The sequence below is a fragment of the Bradyrhizobium sp. UFLA05-109 genome (genome assembly GCF_054185165.1).
The window spans coordinates 20,040-39,423 of the sequence record NZ_JBBIAR010000007.1 but is presented as its reverse complement, the minus strand read 5'-3'; the positions used below and the strand labels follow the sequence as shown (position 1 = coordinate 39,423).

Annotated in this window: 17 protein-coding genes and 1 pseudogene; 12 read left to right on the top strand and 6 right to left on the bottom strand. The window is 63.0% G+C overall.

All coding sequences use genetic code 11. The features are described 5' to 3' along the window. Window positions 1–232 precede the first annotated feature (232 nt). From Q3C01_RS06540 to ptsN, 10 genes are all read left to right on the top strand, one after another. On the top strand, window positions 233–1,543 hold the full coding sequence (locus Q3C01_RS06540; RefSeq protein WP_458144507.1) for a UbiA family prenyltransferase: 1,311 nt from the start codon (window positions 233–235) through the stop codon (window positions 1,541–1,543). After that, window positions 1,543–3,285: a DUF6798 domain-containing protein gene (locus Q3C01_RS06535; protein WP_458144506.1), complete on the top strand. Its 1,743-nt coding sequence runs from the start codon at window positions 1,543–1,545 to the stop codon at window positions 3,283–3,285. Before Q3C01_RS06540 ends, Q3C01_RS06535 begins: the two co-directional genes overlap by 1 nt. Before the next feature lie 18 nt (window positions 3,286–3,303). Then, window positions 3,304–4,644, top strand: a complete 1,341-nt coding sequence (locus tag Q3C01_RS06530; RefSeq protein WP_458144505.1) for a hypothetical protein — start codon at window positions 3,304–3,306, stop codon at window positions 4,642–4,644. A 162-nt stretch (window positions 4,645–4,806) separates the two neighbouring features. Then, complete coding sequence (locus Q3C01_RS06525) at window positions 4,807–5,421, top strand: ribonuclease D (RefSeq protein ID WP_449383237.1); 615 nt, start codon at window positions 4,807–4,809, stop codon at window positions 5,419–5,421. Between the two features lie 142 nt (window positions 5,422–5,563). Beyond that, on the top strand, window positions 5,564–6,316 hold the full coding sequence (gene lptC / locus Q3C01_RS06520; RefSeq protein ID WP_458144504.1) for an LPS export ABC transporter periplasmic protein LptC: 753 nt from the start codon (window positions 5,564–5,566) through the stop codon (window positions 6,314–6,316). Window positions 6,317–6,321: 5 nt separating this feature from the next. Next, window positions 6,322–7,026 (top strand): LptA/OstA family protein, encoded by a 705-nt coding sequence (locus Q3C01_RS06515; RefSeq protein ID WP_458144503.1) that lies wholly within the window; start codon window positions 6,322–6,324, stop codon window positions 7,024–7,026. A gap of 213 nt (window positions 7,027–7,239) precedes the next feature. Then, a complete protein-coding gene (gene lptB, locus Q3C01_RS06510; RefSeq protein WP_458144502.1) occupies window positions 7,240–8,217 on the top strand; it encodes an LPS export ABC transporter ATP-binding protein in 978 nt (325 codons plus the stop codon). 91 nt (window positions 8,218–8,308) lie between these two features. Beyond that, on the top strand, window positions 8,309–9,931 hold the full coding sequence (rpoN, locus tag Q3C01_RS06505; RefSeq protein WP_458144501.1) for an RNA polymerase factor sigma-54: 1,623 nt from the start codon (window positions 8,309–8,311) through the stop codon (window positions 9,929–9,931). A gap of 81 nt (window positions 9,932–10,012) precedes the next feature. After that, window positions 10,013–10,606, top strand: coding sequence for a ribosome hibernation-promoting factor, HPF/YfiA family (gene hpf, locus Q3C01_RS06500; RefSeq protein ID WP_458144500.1), 594 nt, complete (start codon window positions 10,013–10,015; stop codon window positions 10,604–10,606). A 234-nt stretch (window positions 10,607–10,840) separates the two neighbouring features. Continuing rightward, window positions 10,841–11,302 (top strand): PTS IIA-like nitrogen regulatory protein PtsN, encoded by a 462-nt coding sequence (gene ptsN, locus Q3C01_RS06495; protein ID WP_008141251.1) that lies wholly within the window; start codon window positions 10,841–10,843, stop codon window positions 11,300–11,302. Between the two features lie 30 nt (window positions 11,303–11,332). On the opposite strand, the gene Q3C01_RS06490 is transcribed toward ptsN, so the two are convergent. From Q3C01_RS06490 to Q3C01_RS06480, 3 genes and pseudogenes are all read right to left on the bottom strand, one after another. Further along, entirely contained in the window at window positions 11,333–11,839 is a 507-nt protein-coding gene (locus tag Q3C01_RS06490) for a GNAT family N-acetyltransferase (RefSeq protein WP_458144499.1), read from the bottom strand. Window positions 11,840–11,940: 101 nt separating this feature from the next. Further along, a pseudogene (locus tag Q3C01_RS06485) lies at window positions 11,941–12,015 on the bottom strand (DUF1150 family protein); the annotation flags it as partial. A gap of 42 nt (window positions 12,016–12,057) precedes the next feature. Beyond that, on the bottom strand, window positions 12,058–13,056 hold the full coding sequence (locus Q3C01_RS06480; RefSeq protein WP_458144498.1) for an AraC family transcriptional regulator: 999 nt from the start codon (window positions 13,054–13,056) through the stop codon (window positions 12,058–12,060). A gap of 423 nt (window positions 13,057–13,479) precedes the next feature. Here Q3C01_RS06480 and Q3C01_RS06475 point away from each other — a divergent pair, with 423 nt between their 5' ends. Both Q3C01_RS06475 and Q3C01_RS06470 read left to right on the top strand, forming a co-directional pair. After that, the gene (locus tag Q3C01_RS06475; protein ID WP_458144497.1) at window positions 13,480–15,243 is read left to right on the top strand and encodes a methyl-accepting chemotaxis protein; all 1,764 of its coding nucleotides are present in this window, start codon (window positions 13,480–13,482) and stop codon (window positions 15,241–15,243) included. A 66-nt stretch (window positions 15,244–15,309) separates the two neighbouring features. Continuing rightward, the gene (locus Q3C01_RS06470) at window positions 15,310–17,007 is read left to right on the top strand and encodes a methyl-accepting chemotaxis protein (protein WP_458144496.1); all 1,698 of its coding nucleotides are present in this window, start codon (window positions 15,310–15,312) and stop codon (window positions 17,005–17,007) included. A 254-nt stretch (window positions 17,008–17,261) separates the two neighbouring features. Here Q3C01_RS06470 and Q3C01_RS06465 read toward each other — a convergent pair whose 3' ends face one another. The 3 genes from Q3C01_RS06465 to Q3C01_RS06455 all read right to left on the bottom strand — a co-directional run bounded on the left by Q3C01_RS06465 (window position 17,262) and on the right by Q3C01_RS06455 (window position 19,382). Further along, complete coding sequence (locus Q3C01_RS06465; RefSeq protein ID WP_027528273.1) at window positions 17,262–17,534, bottom strand: BQ00720 family protein; 273 nt, start codon at window positions 17,532–17,534, stop codon at window positions 17,262–17,264. 51 nt (window positions 17,535–17,585) lie between these two features. Then, window positions 17,586–18,011 carry an Hsp20 family protein gene (locus Q3C01_RS06460; RefSeq protein WP_011083554.1) on the bottom strand — a complete coding sequence of 142 codons (426 nt, stop codon included), beginning with the start codon at window positions 18,009–18,011 and terminating at the stop codon, window positions 17,586–17,588. A gap of 282 nt (window positions 18,012–18,293) precedes the next feature. Then, complete coding sequence (locus Q3C01_RS06455; protein ID WP_458144495.1) at window positions 18,294–19,382, bottom strand: sn-glycerol-3-phosphate import ATP-binding protein UgpC; 1,089 nt, start codon at window positions 19,380–19,382, stop codon at window positions 18,294–18,296. Between the last annotated feature and the right edge of the window lie 2 nt (window positions 19,383–19,384).

The window sequence follows — 19,384 nt, the reverse complement described above, 5'->3', positions numbered from 1 at the left end:
CGGTAGCTCCCTGATGTGACGGCCGAATCGAGGCCTTGGCGCTGCCATGGGTCCGAATGGGCAGCCGGCCCCGAGCCATTGCCGCCGGTTCCTGATCCCGGGAAATCCCGCCCCACCTTCTCCGGTCCGATTAAGCCGTCCTTAGCGTTTGGAAATTACGGTTTTATCCGTCCATTTCCCTGCTCCCCGGCCGCTGGCCGGTCATGCCAGCCAGTTAAGAGCGCGTATTCGAATGGAGCAGCCCCAATGGCAGCACGAACTTGCCCGAGCGGAGCCGGTGCCGCCCCCGGCGGCCGCTCCGCACGCGCTGGTCATTGAGCTCGAAGGCGCGTTGCTGCGCTCGGATCTCTTGCTGGAGGCGCTGCTTTGCGAGCCCGGGCACATGCTCGGCCGCCTGCGCGCCGCCGGAAGCTGGCACAGGGACAGGCTCCTGCACCTCGCCGAGGACGCCAGGCTCGACTATGCCAACCTCCCTTATGAGCAGGACGTCCTGAGCCTGGCGCTCGCGGCGCGCGCGCAGGGCCGCAAGGTTTATGTCACCGCCTCCCGCCTCCGCCACCATGCCGAGGGCATCGCCGCGCATCTCGGCTTCGACGGCGTGATCGCGACCGCCGATCTCGACGCCTTCGACTATGTCGGCAACCGTGGTGCCCCGGATGCCGATCGCAAGGTTGGCCTGACGACCTGGGTAAACGCGCTCCGCGTCTATCAATATGCCAAGAACACGCTGGTCTTCGTGCCCCTGGTCACCGCGCATCAGATGAGCCTGTCGGCGCTGGGCGCGGCGCTGCTGGCCTTCCTGGCGTTCTCGGCCTGCGCGTCGGGCGCCTATCTGATGAACGATCTGCTCGATCTTTCGGCCGACCGCCAGCATCCGACCAAGCGCCACCGCGCGCTGGCGGCCGGCGATCTGCCGATCGCCTCCGCGCTTCTCGCGATTCCTGCGCTGTGGCTCGGCGCGTTCGCGGCTAGCCTCTGCATCTCCGGCATCTTCACCGCGGTGCTTGCCGCCTATCTCGCGACCACGATCGCCTATTCGCTGCTCCTCAAGCGGAAGATGCTGCTCGACGTCGTCACGCTCGCCGGCCTCTATACGCTGCGCATCGTCGCCGGCGCCGTCGGTGTCGGTGTGGTGCTGTCGGAATGGCTGCTGATGTTCTCGCTGTTCGTGTTCACCTCGCTGGCGCTGATCAAGCGGTTCAGCGAGCTGACGCTTCGGCAGGGCGCCGGCCTTTCCGATCCCGCCAACCGCGACTACAGGATCGGCGATCTCCAGGTCATTGCGGCGATGGCGGCGGCGAGCGGCATGAACGCGGTGATCGTGTTCTCGCTCTACGTCTCGTCCTCGACTGTAATGACGCTCTACAGCCGTCCCTGGATGCTGTGGCTGCTCAATCCGCTCCTGCTCTACTGGTTCGGCCGCGCGCTGATGATGGCGCATCGCCGCGAGATGCCGGACGACCCGATCCTCTACACCTTCAAGGACAACGCCAGCCGTATCACGGTGATGGCGATGATCTGCATCATGCTGGCAGCGATCTGATGACCGAGACAAGCCTGACCATGCCTATCGACCGGCGCGAGGGCGCCGCGAGCGTTCCGGCTCCCTTCATCGAGACGCTGACGATCGCGCTCGCCGGCTCGCTATTGTCGATCCTGACAAGCGGATTCGTCTTCGGCGTCGACAACAACATCTTCCACCTTCCGATCGTTGCCGGCCTCTTCAATGAGCCGCAGTATCAGGACGATGCGTTCATCCAGTCGATGCGCTACTTCGCGTCCGGCGTCTGGATCGTCTTGAGCGACACCCAGAAATATTTCGACCACACCGAGCTGGTTTTCTTCGTCCTGAATTTTCTGTCGAGGGTGCTCTCCGTTCTCGGCTTCCTGTGCTGCGCGTCGCTGCTCGGCATCACCGATCGGCGCGACAGGATCGTGTTCACCTTGCTCGTCTGCTCGATGCCGCTGCTTCTGGGCTATAGCCCCGCGGGCACTGGCGGCCTGTTCATCAACTATTTCACGCACTCGGAAATCGCCAACGGCACCATTCTTCTGGCGATCTATTTCGCGGCCCGGGCGCGGTTCACGGCGGCGACGGTGGCAATGGGTGTCACGTTCTTCGTCAACGCGTTCATGGCGATCTGGCTCGCGCCGCTGCTGGCGCTGATCGCCATTGGGCTCTGGATCAAGAAGGAAACGACCTTCAGTGCGATCTTCTTGCGGACCATGATCGGCCTCGTGATCTCCGCGCCGATCATGTTTCCGGTGTTGCACGCGATCCTGACCAATCCCGAGCTCGGCAAGCCGCTTGGCGTGGACTATGCCGCCTATCTCCGCGAATATTTTGCCGGACATTCCCTGATCGATTCGATCTCGATGTCCGGCATCCTCCAGATCACGGAGATTGCGGCCCTTGGTGCAATCGCGCTCTACTGGTTCGGGCCGACAAGCCGTGAGCTGCAGGTTGCCTATCTCGGAGCGATAATTCTCTATCTGCTCGGCGTCGTCCTGCCATCCCTGAGCACGTCGCCTTTCCTCCTCAACATTCAGCTGCTTCGCTCGGGTACGATCATTCACCTGTTGGCGGGCCTCGCCATTGCCGCGCTCGCCACGTGCTGGTTGCGTCGTGACAGCTCGGCCCTATTCCTGCCCGGCTGCGCGATCGTGCTGGCACTCTATCTGGGCGATGTCGCATTCCTGATTGCCATTCCGATCATCCTGGCGGCCCGACATATTCGCGAAGCGACGGAAGCGGTGCCTCCCTATCGTCGCAGGGTAGGATATGCGTTGCTGGCCATGGCGGGATGCGTGCTGTTTCCGCTCGGCGCCTGGAACTATTTCGTGTTCGATCGGGCCTATTCCGAAGGGGCGCAGGAATGGGCGGATGTGGGCAACTGGGCGCGCACATCGACGCCCTCAAGCGCGACTTTCATCGTGCCGCCGAGACCCGACCTTGACGCAAAACCGACGCCGTCGATTGCGGATATTGCCCTGTCGCGGCAGGGCAACTTTGAATTCGTCTCGCACCGCCGGGTCTGGGTCGACTACAAGCGCGGTGCGGCGGCGATGTGGACACCGTCCTATTACGCGGTCTGGCACCAGCGCATGACCGAGACGGCCGGACTCGGAGATCACGCATCAAAGCTCGCCTATGCCGCACGCAATGGCATCGGTTATGTCGTCGAGAAGTGCGACACGCTGTCGTCCCAGGACGCCGGCAGCGCGCTGTTCCGCACCGCGCATCTCTGCGTGTCCGCCGCCAACCGCCAGGCTGCAGGGCTCTAAAGGCGCCGGGCGCTGGTCATGGCCAACGACAACGCCCAGCGGCCGAACTTGACGGCGACGTCGGTCGGGCAGGCTGAGCTCGCCTTGTCGCATCCCGGTGGCGGTTTCGGCCGGTTGCCGAACGCCTGGTTGCCCCTTTTTGCCGCGCTCCTCGCCACTCTGGTCCTTGCGAGCTTCGTCGTCGACGGCAATTTCGGTGGGCAACTCGGCTGGGACCTCCACGTGAACTGCGCGGGGGTCGATGCCTATGTCGAGGGGGTCGACCCCTATCTCATCAGCAATTTGAAGAACACGACGTTCGCATACCCCTATCTGCCGGTCACATTGGATATCTTCCGTCCGCTGTGCTCCGCGGGGCTGCTCGTTGATCATCACAGGGCTGTCTATCTCGTCCTCGCCATTCTCTGCGGACTGGTGTTGCCCGGTCTTGGCGCGCCCCGTACGGGCCCGCGCGATACATGTCTCAGAGTGCTCTGTGCCCTCGGCGCGTTCGTCGGTTTCGAATGGACGCTGGCCTCCGGGAATTTTTCGATTCTGACCGGATTACTGACGGCGGTTGCGCTGGCGCTCCTGCTCGGTCGCTTTGAAGAGGGGGACAAGACAAGCTTCATGCTGCGCCTGACCGGTGCCGCGGTGCTCGGCCTCGTGACATCATTCAAGCTGGTCTTCTGTCCGGTCCTTGCTTCCCTCTACTTCCTGCCGCAGCCGCGCTCTCGCAAGCTCATCCTGATCGCCGTCGCGACTAGCATGTTCATCTTGCCAATCCTGATGTCGATGCTGTTTTACGCCGATCTCTTCGCAAGCTGGCTCCGCGCCATCTCCGGTCAAATTCCCGGGCAGCTTGGCGTCGCCCAGGACAGGATGAATCCCTCGCTCTTCATTCTCGTCCAGGGCCTGGCAAGGCAGTGGGGGCTGGCGGGCAGCGAAGCGCTCATCATCGCTGTCTATGGGCTTGCAGCCATCGCGCTCGTGCTGGCGCCACTTGCCTTGTCCGTATCGCGCGCAATCGGGGATCGGGCCTCGCTCGAGACCGGATGGTTCGCGAACAGGTTGGATCGATGGCTGATCGATCATCCCCGGCAGGCGGCGCGCATCACGGTTCTGGCGATGTATGCGCTCTATCTCTGTTCGCCGCGCCTCAAGGAATATGCCTTCTTTGAACTGGCGATCTATGCCGCCGTTCTCATCGTCGATCTTCCGGCCATGGTCATGGCGGCCGTCCTGACTGTCGCAATCCTCATTCCGACCTCGGTCTCGATCTCCGGCGGCGCCATCGAAGGTGGCTTCCTTCAGCTTTTCGCAGCGCTGCTGTGCTTCTGGGTCTTCCTGGCCGACTTTCGCAGGGTCCATCGCCCCTGAGGTCGGCTTGCGCGGATATCTGGCAGCGGATACACCGCCGAAGCGCGGACGAAAGGCCAGCCGGCTTTGCGGATTTCGCTCGCGCGCCCGACGCTCGCCAGTTCCCGTTCCCGGCATTAGCCTGCTAGGGCTGCATCTATTCGACTGAAGGTTTGAAACGCCATGACCGTACGCCTGCATCGCGGCGATCTGCCGGACCTGTCCCGCTACACCTCCTCGGTCGCGATCGACACCGAGACCATGGGCCTGAACCCGCATCGCGACCGGCTCTGCGTCGTGCAGCTCTCGCCGGGCGACGGCAGCGCGGATGTGGTGCAGATCCCCAAGGGGCACACCGACGCGCCGAATCTGAAGGCGCTGCTCGCCAATCCCTCCGTCACGAAGATCTTCCATTTCGCGCGGTTCGACATCGCGGTGCTGTACGAGGCCTTCGGCGTGATGACGACGCCGCTCTACTGCACCAAGATCGCCTCGCGCCTGACCCGCACCTACACCGACCGCCACGGCCTCAAGGACCTCGTCCGCGAGGTGCTCAACGTCGATCTGTCCAAGCAGCAGCAATCGAGCGATTGGGGCGCGGACAGCCTGAGCGAGCCGCAGCTCGCCTACGCCGCCTCCGACGTGCTGCATCTGCACAGCTTGCGCGAACGGCTGGATGCCATGCTGGTGCGGGAGGGCCGCACGGCGCTGGCCCAGGCCTGCTTCGACTTCCTGCCGACGCGGGCAAAGCTCGATTTGCAGGGTTGGGAGGCCGAAGACATTTTTGCGCACTCTTGAGGTGGTCGGTTGTGCCGGCCGGGAGGGTCTCAGGACGCCCCCGGCCGCCCCGTTTCGGACACAGTCATAGCTGCCTGTCGCGGGCTGCATATTCCGGCGGCGCCGGATACAATCGGGTGTCAACGGGCGCCCCGGAGCAGCGGTGAATTCGGTCCAGAACCCAGCCTATGATGTAGCCTATGACGGCCTGGAGGCGCGCTTTGCGGCCGCGGCGCGCCACAGCCGGCTGGTCCATCTTCTGCGCATCGCCGTACCGGTGACGGTCGTCGTGGCGATGGCGATGGTCATCTTCGTCTCGGCCTTCAACAAGTTCCGGACCACCAAGGAAGTGGCTTTCGATCCCGGAAACCTGGTGGTGTCCGGCACCAAGATCACCATGGAAACGCCGCACCTGTCGGGCTACACGCCCGATCAGCGACCCTATGAGCTCTGGGCCAAAACCGCGACCCAGGACATCAGAGACCCTGATCACGTCGATTTGCACAAGCTCAGGGCCAAGCTCCTGATGCAGGATCAATCGACCGTATTCCTCGACGCCCTCACCGGGAGCTTCGACAACAAGCAGCAGCAGCTCGATCTGCACAAGGATATCTTCGTGCGAACCTCGACGGGCTATGAGGCGCGCCTCAGCCAGGCCTTCGTCGACATGGCCAACAACACGGTCACCTCGGATGAACATGTCGACGTCAAACTGACCAACGGCACCGTGTCCTCGGACCGCCTGAAGATCATGGAGGGCGGCGACCTCATCCGCTTCGAAGGCAACGTCGTGATGCACCTCGACAAGCTCGGCAATGACGAGCCGGCGGCCGCGCCGCCAGCGCCTGCCGAGCCCGCGCCGCCGCCGCCGCCGAAAACGCGCGCCCTCCAAAACAAGTCTGCGACCTCAAGATGATCTCGATGACGAAGCACTTTTTGCGCAACGGTTTTTCGAGAAGCGTTGCGTTCACCGCCGGCGCGCTCGCGCTCGGTGTGACGCTGATCGCAGCAGTGCATGCGCAAAGCACCATGCAGGGCGTGCCCAACGCCATGCAGGGATTCTCGCAGAACCGCGATCAGCCGATCCAGATCGAGGCCGCCTCGCTCGAGATGCGCGACAAGAAGAAGGAGGCGACCTTCGCCGGCAACGTGAAGGTCGTCCAGGGCGATACAACCATGACCTCGAAGACGCTGGTCGTGTTCTATGAATCGGGCGGCTCCGGGTCTGGGCAGGCGGCACCGCCGCCGGCGAAAAGCGCAAAGGCGGCGGCACCGATGCAATCGGCAACGCCCGGGCCGAACGGCAGCTCCTCGATCAAGCGGCTGGAAGCGCGCGGCAATGTCGTGGTCACCCAAAAGGAGCAGGTGGTGACCGGCGAGACCGCCATCTTCGACACCAAGACCAATCTGATCACGATGCTCGGCGGCGTCGTCCTCACCCAATGCAAGAACGTGCTGCGCGGCGACCGCCTGATGGTCGACATGACCACCGGCGTGTCTCGTGTGGAATCCGACAGCGGCAAGGTGCAGGCCCTGCTCCCGCAGGGCGGCGGTGGCGATTGCGGCTCCTCCAAGCCCGGCGCCGGCCCGCCTCTGGCACTCCCGGGCACAAGCAAACCGAAGTAAATTCAGCAGCTTACATCACGCGCTGTCGGAGCGAGGTTGAAGCCTGCCCGACAAGACTGTATCTACCCTGGCGGGCTCGGCGGCGGGATTCCTCTGACAAGGGATCGAGGGTGTTTCTCTGGGCAAGACACACCCTTTCACTCATGCTGTTGCGGCGAATCGCGCCGGGGCGGCAGATCGCGGGATCACCGTGAAAGGCTTGAGACAGCGGGGATGGTCGATTTATTCAGCATGTTCCGTCGGCGCCCCGCCAAACGCGGCCGGCCAGGATTTGCACGCCAGGACATCACCGCGCTCGGTGACAGCATCGGCGGTCTCGTGACCAGCCCGGTACGGGACGCGCCGCCGATCGCGCGCGAGCAGCCGATCCCGACGCAGGAGCCGCCGCGACCGCGCGCGCAAGCTCCCAGACCCGCCCAGACCACCACCAGGACCAACGGCGCGGGCGGTCCGCAGCTGCTGCGACGGCCGGGCCTCCTTGCTGTGCATAGCGTGGAAAAGAGCTTTGGCAGCCGCCAGGTGGTGCGCGGCGTCAGCATCTATGTGCGCCGCGGCGAAGCCGTCGGCCTGCTCGGTCCGAACGGCGCCGGCAAGACCACCGTGTTCTACATGATCACAGGGCTGATCAAGGCCGATCGCGGCGCGATCGAGCTCGATGGCCATGACGTGACGAAGCTGCCGATGTATCAGCGCGCGCGGCTCGGCATCGGCTATCTGCCGCAGGAGGCCTCGATCTTCCGCGGCCTCACCGTCGAGCAGAACATCCGGGCCGTGCTCGAAGTGGTGGAACCCTCGCGCAAGAAGCGCGAGCAGCAGCTCGACTCGCTGCTCGACGAATTCAACATCACGCGCCTGCGAAAATCGCCGTCGATCGCGCTGTCCGGCGGCGAGCGCCGCCGCGTCGAGATCGCACGTGCGCTCGCGACGCGCCCCAACTACATGCTGCTCGACGAGCCCTTCGCCGGCATCGATCCGATCGCGGTCGGCGACATCCAGGACCTCGTCCGCCATCTGACCAACCGCGGCATCGGCGTGCTGATCACCGACCACAATGTGCGCGAGACCCTCGGCCTCACCGATCGCGCCTATATCGTCTATGCCGGTGAAATCTTGACCGAGGGGAGTCCGGATGAGATCGTCAACGACCCGGACGTCCGCCGTCTTTACCTTGGCGAGGAGTTCCGCCTCTAGCCCGATTTTTGCATTCGTCAAGACGTGTACATCGGGGTCAGACTAAGATAAGCAAAAATCGGACCAAAATTTTGGGAACGGTTCTTGCTTCATGGCGCTGACGCAGAGGTTAGAGTTTCGGCAGTCGCAGTCGCTGGTGATGACGCCGCAGCTGATGCAGGCGATCAAGCTGCTGCAGCTGTCCAATCTCGATCTCACGACCTTCGTGGAGGAGGAACTCGAGCGCAATCCGCTGCTTGAGCGGGCCAATGACGAGCAGGGCGCGGGCGATGCTCCGACCGAAGCGGCCCAATTCAGTGATAGCGACGACTCCGGCGGCAGCCATGGCGACGAGCCCGGCGGCGGTTCAGGCGAAGCCTTCGAGCCGGGCCAGGAAGAGTGGATGAGCAAGGATCTCGGCACCCGCGCCGAGATCGAGCAGACGCTGGATACCGGGCTGGACAACGTCTTTTCGGAAGAGCCGGCGGAGGCCGCGGCGCGCAATGCGCAGGATGCGGCGCCGAGCTTCTACACCGAATGGGGCGGCGGCGCCTCCGGTGACGAGGACTACAATCTCGAAGCCTTCGTCGCGGCGGAAACCACCCTGGCCGACCATCTCGCCGAGCAGCTCTCGGTCGCATTCACCGCGCCGGCGCAGCGCATGATCGGGCAATACCTCATCGACCTCGTCGATGAGGCCGGCTATCTGCCGCCGGATCTCGGCCAGGCCGCCGAGCGGCTTGGTGCATCGCAGCGGGATGTCGCCGATGTTCTTGCGGTGCTGCAAAAATTCGATCCGCCCGGCGTCTGCGCACGCAATTTGAGCGAATGCCTCGCGATCCAGCTTCGTGAGCTCGATCGCTACGATCCGGCGATGCAGGCGCTGGTCGAGAATCTCGATCTCCTGGCCAAGCGCGACATTGCGTCCTTGCGCAAGCTCTGCGGCGTCGACGATGAGGATATCGCCGACATGATCGGCGAGATCCGCCGCCTCAATCCCAAGCCCGGCATGAAGTTCGGCTCCTCGCGCCTCCAGACCATGGTGCCGGACGTCTATGTTCGTCCGGGTCCCGACGGCGGCTGGCATGTCGAGCTCAACAGCGACACTCTGCCGCGGGTGCTCGTGAACCAGACCTATTACACCGAGCTGTCGAAGAAGATCGGCAAGGACGGCGACAAGTCCTATTTCACCGATGCCTTGCAGAACGCGACCTGGCTGGTGCGCGCGCTCGATCAGCGCGCCCGCACCATCCTGAAGGTCGCAACCGAGATCGTGCGCCAGCAGGACGGCTTCTTCACCCATGGCGTCGCGCACTTGAGGCCGCTCAACCTGAAAGCGGTCGCCGACGCCATCCAGATGCATGAATCGACCGTGTCGCGCGTCACCGCGAACAAATACATGGCGACGAATCGCGGCACTTTTGAATTGAAGTATTTCTTCACGGCGTCGATCGCCTCGGCCGATGGCGGCGAGGCGCATTCCGCCGAGGCCGTTCGCCACCACATCAAGCAGCTGATCGATTCGGAGGAGCCGTCGGCAATCCTGTCCGACGACACGATCGTGGAACGGTTGCGTGCGTCCGGCATTGATATCGCCCGGCGCACGGTTGCGAAGTACCGCGAAGCCATGCGCATTCCCTCTTCGGTACAACGCCGTCGCGACAAGCAGAGCGCTCTTGGTAACGTCCTCTCCACCGCCCTGTCCGATCGCTCCCGCAACACCGAGCCGGCCTGATTGCGCGCGCCTCAAATCGCGCTACTCTCAATCTCCCCTCGGGATTGATCCAAGCTAGGCACCAACCAGGCGAGGCATCACATGACTCTCCGGATTTCGGGCAAAAGCATCAGCGTCGGCGAAGCCCTCCGCGGGCGCGTCGCCGAGCGCACGGACGAGGTGTTGCGCAAATATTTTGACGGCAATTATTCCGGCCACATTACGCTGAGCAAGGACGGGTTCGGCTTCCGCACCGATTGCGCGCTGCACCTCGATTCCGGGATCACGCTGGAGGCCGATTCGAACGCGTCGGACGCCTATGCCAGCGCCGACCAGGCGCTGCTGATGATCGAGAAGCGGCTCAAGCGCTACAAGAGCCGGCTGAAGGACCGCTCCGCCCGCAAGGCCGCTGCGGCCTCGGCGGCGCTGGCCTCACTGGACGCCACCGCCTACGTCCTGGAGGCTCCCGGCGAGGGCGAGGACGAGGTCACCGGCTATAGCCCCGTAATCATCGCAGAATCGACCACCTCCTTGAGGCAGCTCTCGGTCAGCGAAGCCGTCATGGAACTCGACCTCAGCGGCGCCCATTGCCTGGTATTTCAGCATGGCTCGAGCGGCCGGGTGAACATCATTTACCGCCGGGCGGATGGCAATGTCGGCTGGATCGACCCTCCTGGGTCAAAAGCTGGGAGTTAGACCGCCCTCATCGTGGATTTTGGGATCCTCCCCGTAGGACTCCTGTCTTTAAGGATGAGCACGGTAAAAGGCGTTTGCGGGAGTTGGCACCGGGATTGCGTTGGAGTAGAAGCGCCCCACATCAGGACCGGGGCTAAGTCCGCCTCCTGCTTCACCTTATTGACGCCGGCCAAATCTGGTCTTCCAAGTTGGCCAATTCGGAACCTGACGGCTTAATTCACCTCGGAAAGCTCCATGCCGATTACCGATCTGGTCGCACCCGAGGCGATTCTCCCGGCATTGAAAGTCAACAGCAAGAAGCAGGCCTTGCAGGAACTCGCTGCGAAGGCCGCGGAGCTGACCGGACAGAACGAGCGTTCGGTGTTCGAGGTGCTGTTGCAGCGGGAGAAGCTCGGCACCACCGCCGTCGGCTACGGCGTCGCGATTCCCCACGGCAAGCTGCCCAAGCTGGAAAAGATTTTTGGCCTGTTCGCGCGGCTCGATCGCCCGATCGATTTCGAGGCGATGGACGGCCAGCCCGTCGATCTCGTCTTCCTGCTGCTCGCGCCTGAAGGCGCGGGCGCCGATCACCTGAAGGCGCTGGCGCGCATCGCGCGCCTATTGCGCGACCAGGACATCGCCAAGAAGCTGCGCGCCTCGCGCGATGCGCAGGCGATCTATTCCGTGCTCGCGCTGCCGCCCGCGACCGCGGCGTAGGCCAACCGCTTCACCTTTCAGACGCGCCAACTAGATCGAGCGCGACAGGTAACGCACCGTCTTGCTGCCATTGTGGATGATGGCGGTGCCGACCTCGATAAATCCCAACGCAGCGTGAAAAGCATCCGATGATGGATTCGGTGGTTGCCGATTGACCTCACAAACGATGCGGTCGTGCCCGGCTTCGGCTGCGCGATCGAACAGGTCGGCGTAGAGCCGACGCGCACATCCGTTACCACGCGCCGATGGTGCGACGACGATTCGGTCGACATAAACAAATCGCGCATAGCGGGATCGAAACCACAGAAAGTTTGGACTGTCGTATTCTCCGTCCTGGTCAATCGCGATCAGGAAAGCGTCGAGATCGCCGATCCTCCGGGCGTAGAACGCCTCCGCGACGAGATGTTTCATCCGCTCAGGCTCAAGCCATGACAACTCCTCCGCGTGGCTGTTGTTGAGCGCGAGGAGGGCGTCACAAAGCGGCGCGCCGGGCGATATCTCGAAGCTGGCGACCGGGATGGGGGCGATGGTGTTCATGACGACGATCTATCAAGCGCGCGCCGAAAAGCAAAACCGGCACGCTCTCGCGTGAGGGCACACCCGCCTGGGATTCCGTGTGTCAGGTGTGTCGGCACTCGGTGCACGCTGACGGCCTGAACTTCGTTGCTCCAAGCGTTCGCGATCGCGGCTTCACGGCTGTCGGTCAGCATGATCGATCGTGGCCTCGGCCAGCATGTTTTGCCGGCAGCAAGGTCCTAATCGCCCGGCAACGCGCGCCTGGCGGTTTCCGAGGGGTAGGCACCGAACACCGCGCGGTATTGCGCGGCGAAGCGGCCCATATGCGTAAAGCCCCATTTCAAGGCGACCTCGTACACGGGCAGTTCGTTTTCGGGGCTCGATAACTCCGCATGGACCGCTTCCAGCCGGATTCGTCGCAAGTAAGCCGCGGGCGTCGTATCGTGAAACTTGCGGAATCCGAGTTGCAGGGAGCGTTCGCTCACGCCGATGGCGAGCGCTACGTCGATCATCGTCAGCGGCAGATGAAGATTGTCGCGCATGTGCTCGATGGCCTGCTGGATGTGCCGCGGCGTCACGTCGGGTGTCCGCCGATCCAGTCGACCGCTCAGGCTGTGGGGCACGTTCTCGAAAACGAGTCGCAGGATGGCTTCCGTCAACAGAGCCATCGCTTTCGATGAGTGCTTCAGGACCTGCGGATCATGCATGCCCAGGACGATCGTGCGGGCAAGCTGATGCAGGGTCTGTCCCGTGCTCGTCGAGAGATCGACGGTCGGAGTGAGATCCAGGTTCATCAGTGCGGCGTTGCCAAACATTGCGCTCAGCACCTTTGCGACGACGCCAGCATCGAACTTCAGCATGACGTTCGAATATTTTCCGTCAGCAGATGTCCTGATCTTGTGATCCTGCAGCATCGGAAGCGCGACGAGTGCGACGGTTGATGTCGTCCGCTGCACAGGTCTGGCGCCCACGACCATGTCGGCGGCGCCGGCGCCGAGAAAGCCTATCGCAAGATCCGCCTGAACGGCCGTGCAGGAATAGGACCAGTCGCCGGAAAATCGGGTCCGCAAAACACTGATTCCTGGTGCCATGACGACATCCGAACGCCAGTGGAATGCGGTATCTGCCGTGGGTGGCAAAGGTTTGATCGCGGGCGCAAGCGAACCAAACGAGGCGAGCAATGCCTCGAAGCCGGAGCCCGACAGGGCCGGCGCTGCGTAGAATGTGTCGTCTTGCAATGGGTGTCTCTTAGGCTTCGGTCCGATGTTATAATTATACATCATAACCATCCGGCACTGGCCCATGGAGGAGCATTTCCATCCATTTCGCGCAAAAGACCAATCCGGTTAGCGCAAGAATTGCCGGCCGCAGTCCAGGCGCCCGTCGAGGATGAATTCGGCCCGGTGCGCAATCACACGATCGACGAGGCTACCGGCTACCGGATGTCGCGGGTCGGCTTCGATGTCCACGTTCCGAAACCGCTATCCGGATCACGCAAACGGGTCGCGGCAGGTAGGATTTGATTTAGTTCTGCCGGCTCTAGTTAACGCATCGCTTCGGGATCGAAGTTGCCCGGGGATGGGATGTCGACGGTTGCAGGCAGCGCCGAGCCTTCCGAAAAATTGTGGACCGGTTTTCTCTAGCAGATTGAGGGACAATGGATGATGCGGACTATCGCGAATTTGCGCATTGGTACCAAGCTTGCTCTGACCTCCGCACTCAGCATCTTGCTCATCGCGGGGATGATCTTCGCCCAGATGCAAGGTAATGGCGCCGTCCGCCAGAGCAGTGAGACTGCGGACCAGCAGTCCACTCTCGCGCGCGGCGCCATCGAGGCAAAGGCTTCGCTGCGCGGCATGCAGGTGGCCGCCCGCGACATCCAGCTCGCGAACAGCACTGAGGAGCTTCGGACGGCGCAGGCAAATCTCGCGGCCAGGCGACAATCGGCTGACAAGTTCACTGACGAGATTCTTGCGGTTTCGAAGGTGCCGGAGAACCATCAAAGGATCGAGCGGATGAAGGTCCTGGTCGGCGACTACGATACGCGCGCCAAGGATATCGCGAAGATCAGGGCTGACATCCTCGCGACCGATGCGAGGCGTGGCGCAAACGGCGAGCTGGCGCCTGATGCGGCGGCCCATCTCGCCAATCTCCGGGCGGAAACGAAGCAGGTCGTCGAAAACGGCACGCTGCCAATCGCCGCGGAACTACAGACCCTCAGCGAACAGGTCGTTCAATTCGGCAAGCATAGAATGGATCAGGAGAAGGCCGCGGCCGAGCAGGCAATATCCTCCACCGAGCGGACCTCGCTCGTCATCGGCCTATTGGTCGCCCTCACGTTGATCGGAGCCTGTGTGTTCTCCGTCGTCACGATTGCTCGGCCCATGGTGGCGATGACGGGCGCGATGAAAAAGCTTGCCGACGGCAATTTCGACGTGGTGCTGCCTGGCCTTGGCCGCAAGGACGAGATCGGTGGCGTCGCGCAGGCGGTGGAGACCTTCAAGGTGAAAGCCGAGCAGAAGGCGCGCGGGGAAGCGGAAGCGCAGGCTGCGCAGGATCGGGTTGCCGCTGAACGCAGGAAAGCCGACATGATGAAGCTGGCCGATGAATTCGAGCGAGCGGTCGGCGGCATCGTCAACACCGTATCGACGGCGTCGACCCAGCTCGAAGCGTCCGCCGGAACGTTGACGTCGACGGCGGGGCGCGCCCAGGAAATGGCGACGACGGTTGCGTCGGCGTCCGAGGAGGCCTCGGCAAACGTGCAGTCGGTCGCAAGCGCGACGGAAGAACTGTCGTCCTCGGTCAACGAGATCAGCCGTCAGGTGCAGGACTCGGCGCGTATGGCGGGCGATGCCGTCAGTCAGGCGCGCACGACCACTGATCGGGTTGGCGAGCTGTCCAAGGCCGCGGCCCGCATTGGGGATGTCGTCGACTTGATCAATACGATTGCTGGTCAGACGAACCTGCTGGCGCTGAATGCGACCATCGAGGCTGCCCGCGCGGGCGAGGCTGGCCGTGGCTTCGCCGTCGTGGCCTCCGAAGTCAAGGCGCTCGCCGAACAGACCGCAAAGGCAACTGGTGAGATTAGTCACCAAATCAACAGCATCCAGGCGGCGACCGGGGAATCGGTCGATGCCATCAAGGAGATCAGCGGCACGATCGAGAGGCTCTCGGAAATATCCTCGACCATCGCAGCCGCGGTCGAGGAGCAAGGTGCCGCGACGCAGGAAATCTCGCGCAATGTGCACCAGGCGGCGCTCGGTACGCAGCAGGTTTCGTCCAATATCGTCGAGGTGCAGCGCGGAGCGAACGAGACCGGCTCCGCCTCCTCGCAAGTCCTGTCCTCCGCACGGTCACTGTCGGGCGATAGCGCCCGCCTCAGGGACGAGGTCGGCAGGTTCCTGAGCACGGTCAGAGCTGCTTAGCGCATTTCCGCAAAACGATAGGGGATGACCCGCCCTTCGTGTCATTGGTTATGAAATGAGGAAGGCATGTCCTGGCTCAACAATGTTCGCATCTCTTCCAAGATCGTTCTGATTATCTCCCTGCTGGCGATCCTGTCCGTAGGCGCGGTCGGTTTCGCAGCGACACGGATGCTGGCCATCGACAGCAACTATTCGACGCTGATCGATAACGTCAGCAATTCGGCGACCCTCTCGGCACGCGCTTCGCGCTGGGGCATGACCTATGTGGCCTATGCCTACAAGCTGCTGTCGGAAACGACTGACGAAGGCAATCAGCGCGCGCTTGCCGCCGCCCAAAAGGCGCGTGAGGAGTACGCTACGCTAATGGCGACGGTCGCCAAGAATCTTCCGGAGCAATCCGCCCTGATCGGACCGGTAGTAGCGAAGTTCGAAAAGGCGTTCGTGGCCTGTCAGCCATCCCTCAAGGCGGCGGCGGCCACGACGTCGGAGGACAATGCCAAGGCGGCCGTGCAGATGCGAGCCGAATGCGAAAGCGCGATCGACGTCGCGGCCGAGGAGCAGGGCAAGCTCGTGGCCGCCTTGTTGAACTTGTCGAACCAGGGCTCGGATGAGCTGACGGTGAGGACCTGGAGCACGATCTATCTGACCTTCGCGATACTCGGCGCCGGGCTCGTGGTTGGCCTTGCCCTCGCGATGTTCATCGGCGTCAAAGGGCTGGCGCGGCCGATCGATCTGTTGAAGACGGTCATGGAAGCGTTCGCAAACGGCGATTTGAAGCACGATGTGCCAGGCCTGAAGCGACACGACGAGGTCGGCGAAATGGCCAAGACGGTCGAGGTGTTCAAGATCAATGCGTTGGAAGTCGAGCGCATGCGACGGGAGCAGGAAGCGACCAAGGAGCAGGCCGACGCGCAGCGCAAGGCCGACATGCACCGTCTCGCCGACGGCTTCGAGGCGGCCGTTGGAGAAATCGTCAAGACCGTGTCGTCGGCTTCGACCGAACTCGAGGCATCCGCCAGCACCTTGACGATGGGTGCGGACCGCTCTCAACAGCTCGCAACGTCGGTGGCAGCGGCGTCAGAACAGGCCTCCACCAACGTGCAATCGGTAGCCTCGGCCACCGAGGAGCTGTCCACCTCAGTCGGTGAGATTGGCCGACGGGTGCAGGAATCAGCGCGGATGGCCGGCGAGGCGGTCGGCCAGGCCCGTTCCACGACCGAACGCGTGAGCGAGCTCTCGAAGGCGGCTGCGCGGATCGGCGATGTGGTCGAGCTCATCAATACGATTGCAGGTCAGACCAACCTGCTTGCCCTTAACGCGACCATTGAAGCGGCGCGCGCCGGCGAAGCCGGCCGTGGTTTTGCAGTCGTGGCCTCCGAGGTGAAGGCACTCGCCGAGCAGACTGCAAAGGCGACCGGAGAAATCGGCCAGCAGATATCCGGTATCCAGGCCGCAACGCATGAATCGGTGGTCGCGATCAAGGATATCTCGAGCACGATCGAACGGCTGTCGGAGATCTCTTCTGCAATCGCTGCCGCCGTGGAGGAGCAAGGAGCGGCGACGCGCGAGATTTCTCGTAACGTCCAGCAGGCAGCACAGGGCACCCAACAGGTGTCGTCGAACATCATTGATGTCCAGCGTGGCGCGTCCGAGACTGGATCTGCGTCGTCTCAGCTTTTTTCAGCTGCGCAGTCGTTGTCATCCGACGGCAACCGGCTCAAGGTGGAGGTCGACAGGTTCCTCACGACCGTGCGTGCGGCGTGAAGCCGGTCGGCTCACGCATAAAGTATGTATGTCTCCGGTCCATGGCTCGATTCAGGGCAGGGCCAGACCCTTTTTAGCCAAAATCACAAGTTGCGAAGGATGAAACCTCCGCGCGTCGCGCTACGCGGCGACGGGGGGATCGTCCATTGATTCGGCTGAAATTCTTCGCGCTTCGCGCCCCTCAAAAAGAAAGCGGGCATGGCCTCGCATGAAGGCATGCCCGCTTGGAATTCATCTGTGAAGCGCGTCAGCGCTCAGTGCACGCTCACCGCCTGCAACTCGTTGCTCCAGGCATTGGCGATCGCGGCTTCCCGGCTGTCGGTCAACATGATCGGCGTGCCGTCGGCGGCGTGGAGCGCGAAGAGTTTGAGGCCTGGCGCAATCTTGGGCGCCTCGGGAAACAGGTCGGGCACGTCCTCCGAGCGGATCTGCTTCACATAGGCGATGTGGCCCTCGCCGAGGGTTGCCAGCGTCTCCGGTGAGACGTTGTTGGCTTCGTATTCGAATGCAACGTGACCGTTACTCATGGTCTCGACTCCTCTCTCGAAACTAAGCGGTCGAGTCCGCTACTCGTTCCATTATTCGTGCTCATTGATAGCGATTGTCTTAACGATCCTTTCCGGTTCCGGCCGGGCAAGATCGATCGACAACAGCCCGTTCTTCAGATCCGCACCCAGCACCAGCATCCCCTCTGCCAGCACGAAGGTGCGCTGGAAGTGGCGCGCGGCGATGCCGCGATGGATGTATTGCCGGGTCTTGTCGTCCTGCTGACGCCCGCGGATCACGAGCTGGTTTTCCTCAATGGTTACATCGAGTTGGTCGCGGGTAAAACCGGCGACCGCCAACGTGATCCGTAGGCGCTCGGGCTGGCCGTCCGACCGGTCGCACCTCTCGATATTGTAGGGAGGGTACCCGTCGGCGCCTTTGACGACCCGATCGAGCACGCGCTCGATCTCGTCGAACCCCAGAAGGAACGGACTGGATAACGTGGGAACACGAGACATAGTTTACAAAGTCCTCGCCGAAAGCGACTTTGACGTTTCAGGGCCCGGAATGGCACCCCTTGTGACCCAATATGGGCATATCCCCATGCGCGTTCAAGCACCTAGCGGGGGGCTGTGAATTCGTCGTTCCGGGGCGGCGGGTAGCGCCGAACCCGGAATCCAGAGATTGTGGCGCGAGATTCCGGGTTCTCGCTGACGCGAGCTCCGGAATGACCAAGTCCCATGCCGGCTACTTTGCATGGGGTTGTTTTCGATATTTTTAACGGCCCTTGACGGAAAGCCTCAGGCCTCGATCCGCTTGCGGCCGTCGCCACTGAACAGATGCAGCTTTTCGCGGCTAGCAGCGACGCGGATCTTCTGGCCGATCGCGGGTGCCTCGGTTCCGGGAATGCGGACGATGACCTCGCCGGGCGGCAGCTCGCCGGGCGTCGCTGAGACCTGCTGTTCGTCCTGCTGGCGCGAGCCGTAGACGAAGGTTTCGGCGCCGACCCGCTCGATTGCTTCCACGGTGAGGCCAAGTGCCACGCCGCCGGCCGGCATCTGGCCGGTGATGACGAAGTCCTCCGGGCGGATGCCGAGGATGCCGGCTTCCGCCACTCGCCCGCCTCCGAGCTGCGTCCTGATCTCGTCCGGCCGCGTCGACATCAGGTTCATCGGCGGTGCGCCGATGAAGGACGCGACGAACGTCGTTGCCGGTTTCTCGTAGATCGCGAGCGGATTGCCGATCTGCTCGACCTGACCGCCGTTCATCACGACGAGGATATCGGCCAGCGTCATCGCCTCGAGCTGGTCGTGGGTGACGTAGATCGACGTGGTGTTCAGCCGGCGCTGCAATTTGCGGATCTCGACCCGCATCGCGATGCGCAGCTTGGCATCGAGATTGGACAGCGGCTCGTCGAACAGGAACACTTTTGGCTGCCGCACGATGGCGCGGCCCATCGCGACGCGCTGGCGCTGGCCGCCGGAGAGCTGGCGCGGTTTGCGCTCGAGCATGGGTGCGAGCTCGAGCACGCGCGCGGCTTCCTCGACGCGGGTCCTGATCTCGGCTTCCGCCATGCCGCGATTGCGCAGGCCATAGGCCATGTTGTTGTAGACGCTCATGTGCGGATAGAGCGCGTAGTTCTGGAACACCATCGCGATGTCGCGGTCGGCGGGCTCGATCTGGTTGACGACGCGGCCGCCGATGTCGATCTCGCCGCCGCTGACGGTCTCGAGCCCCGCGACCATGCGGAGCAGCGTCGACTTGCCGCAGCCGCTTGGGCCGACCAGCACGCAGAACTGGCCGTCGCCGACATCGACGTTGACGCCTTTGATGGCCTCGAAGCCACCTTGATAGGTCTTGCGGACGTTGCGCAGGGTGACGTTAGCCATGA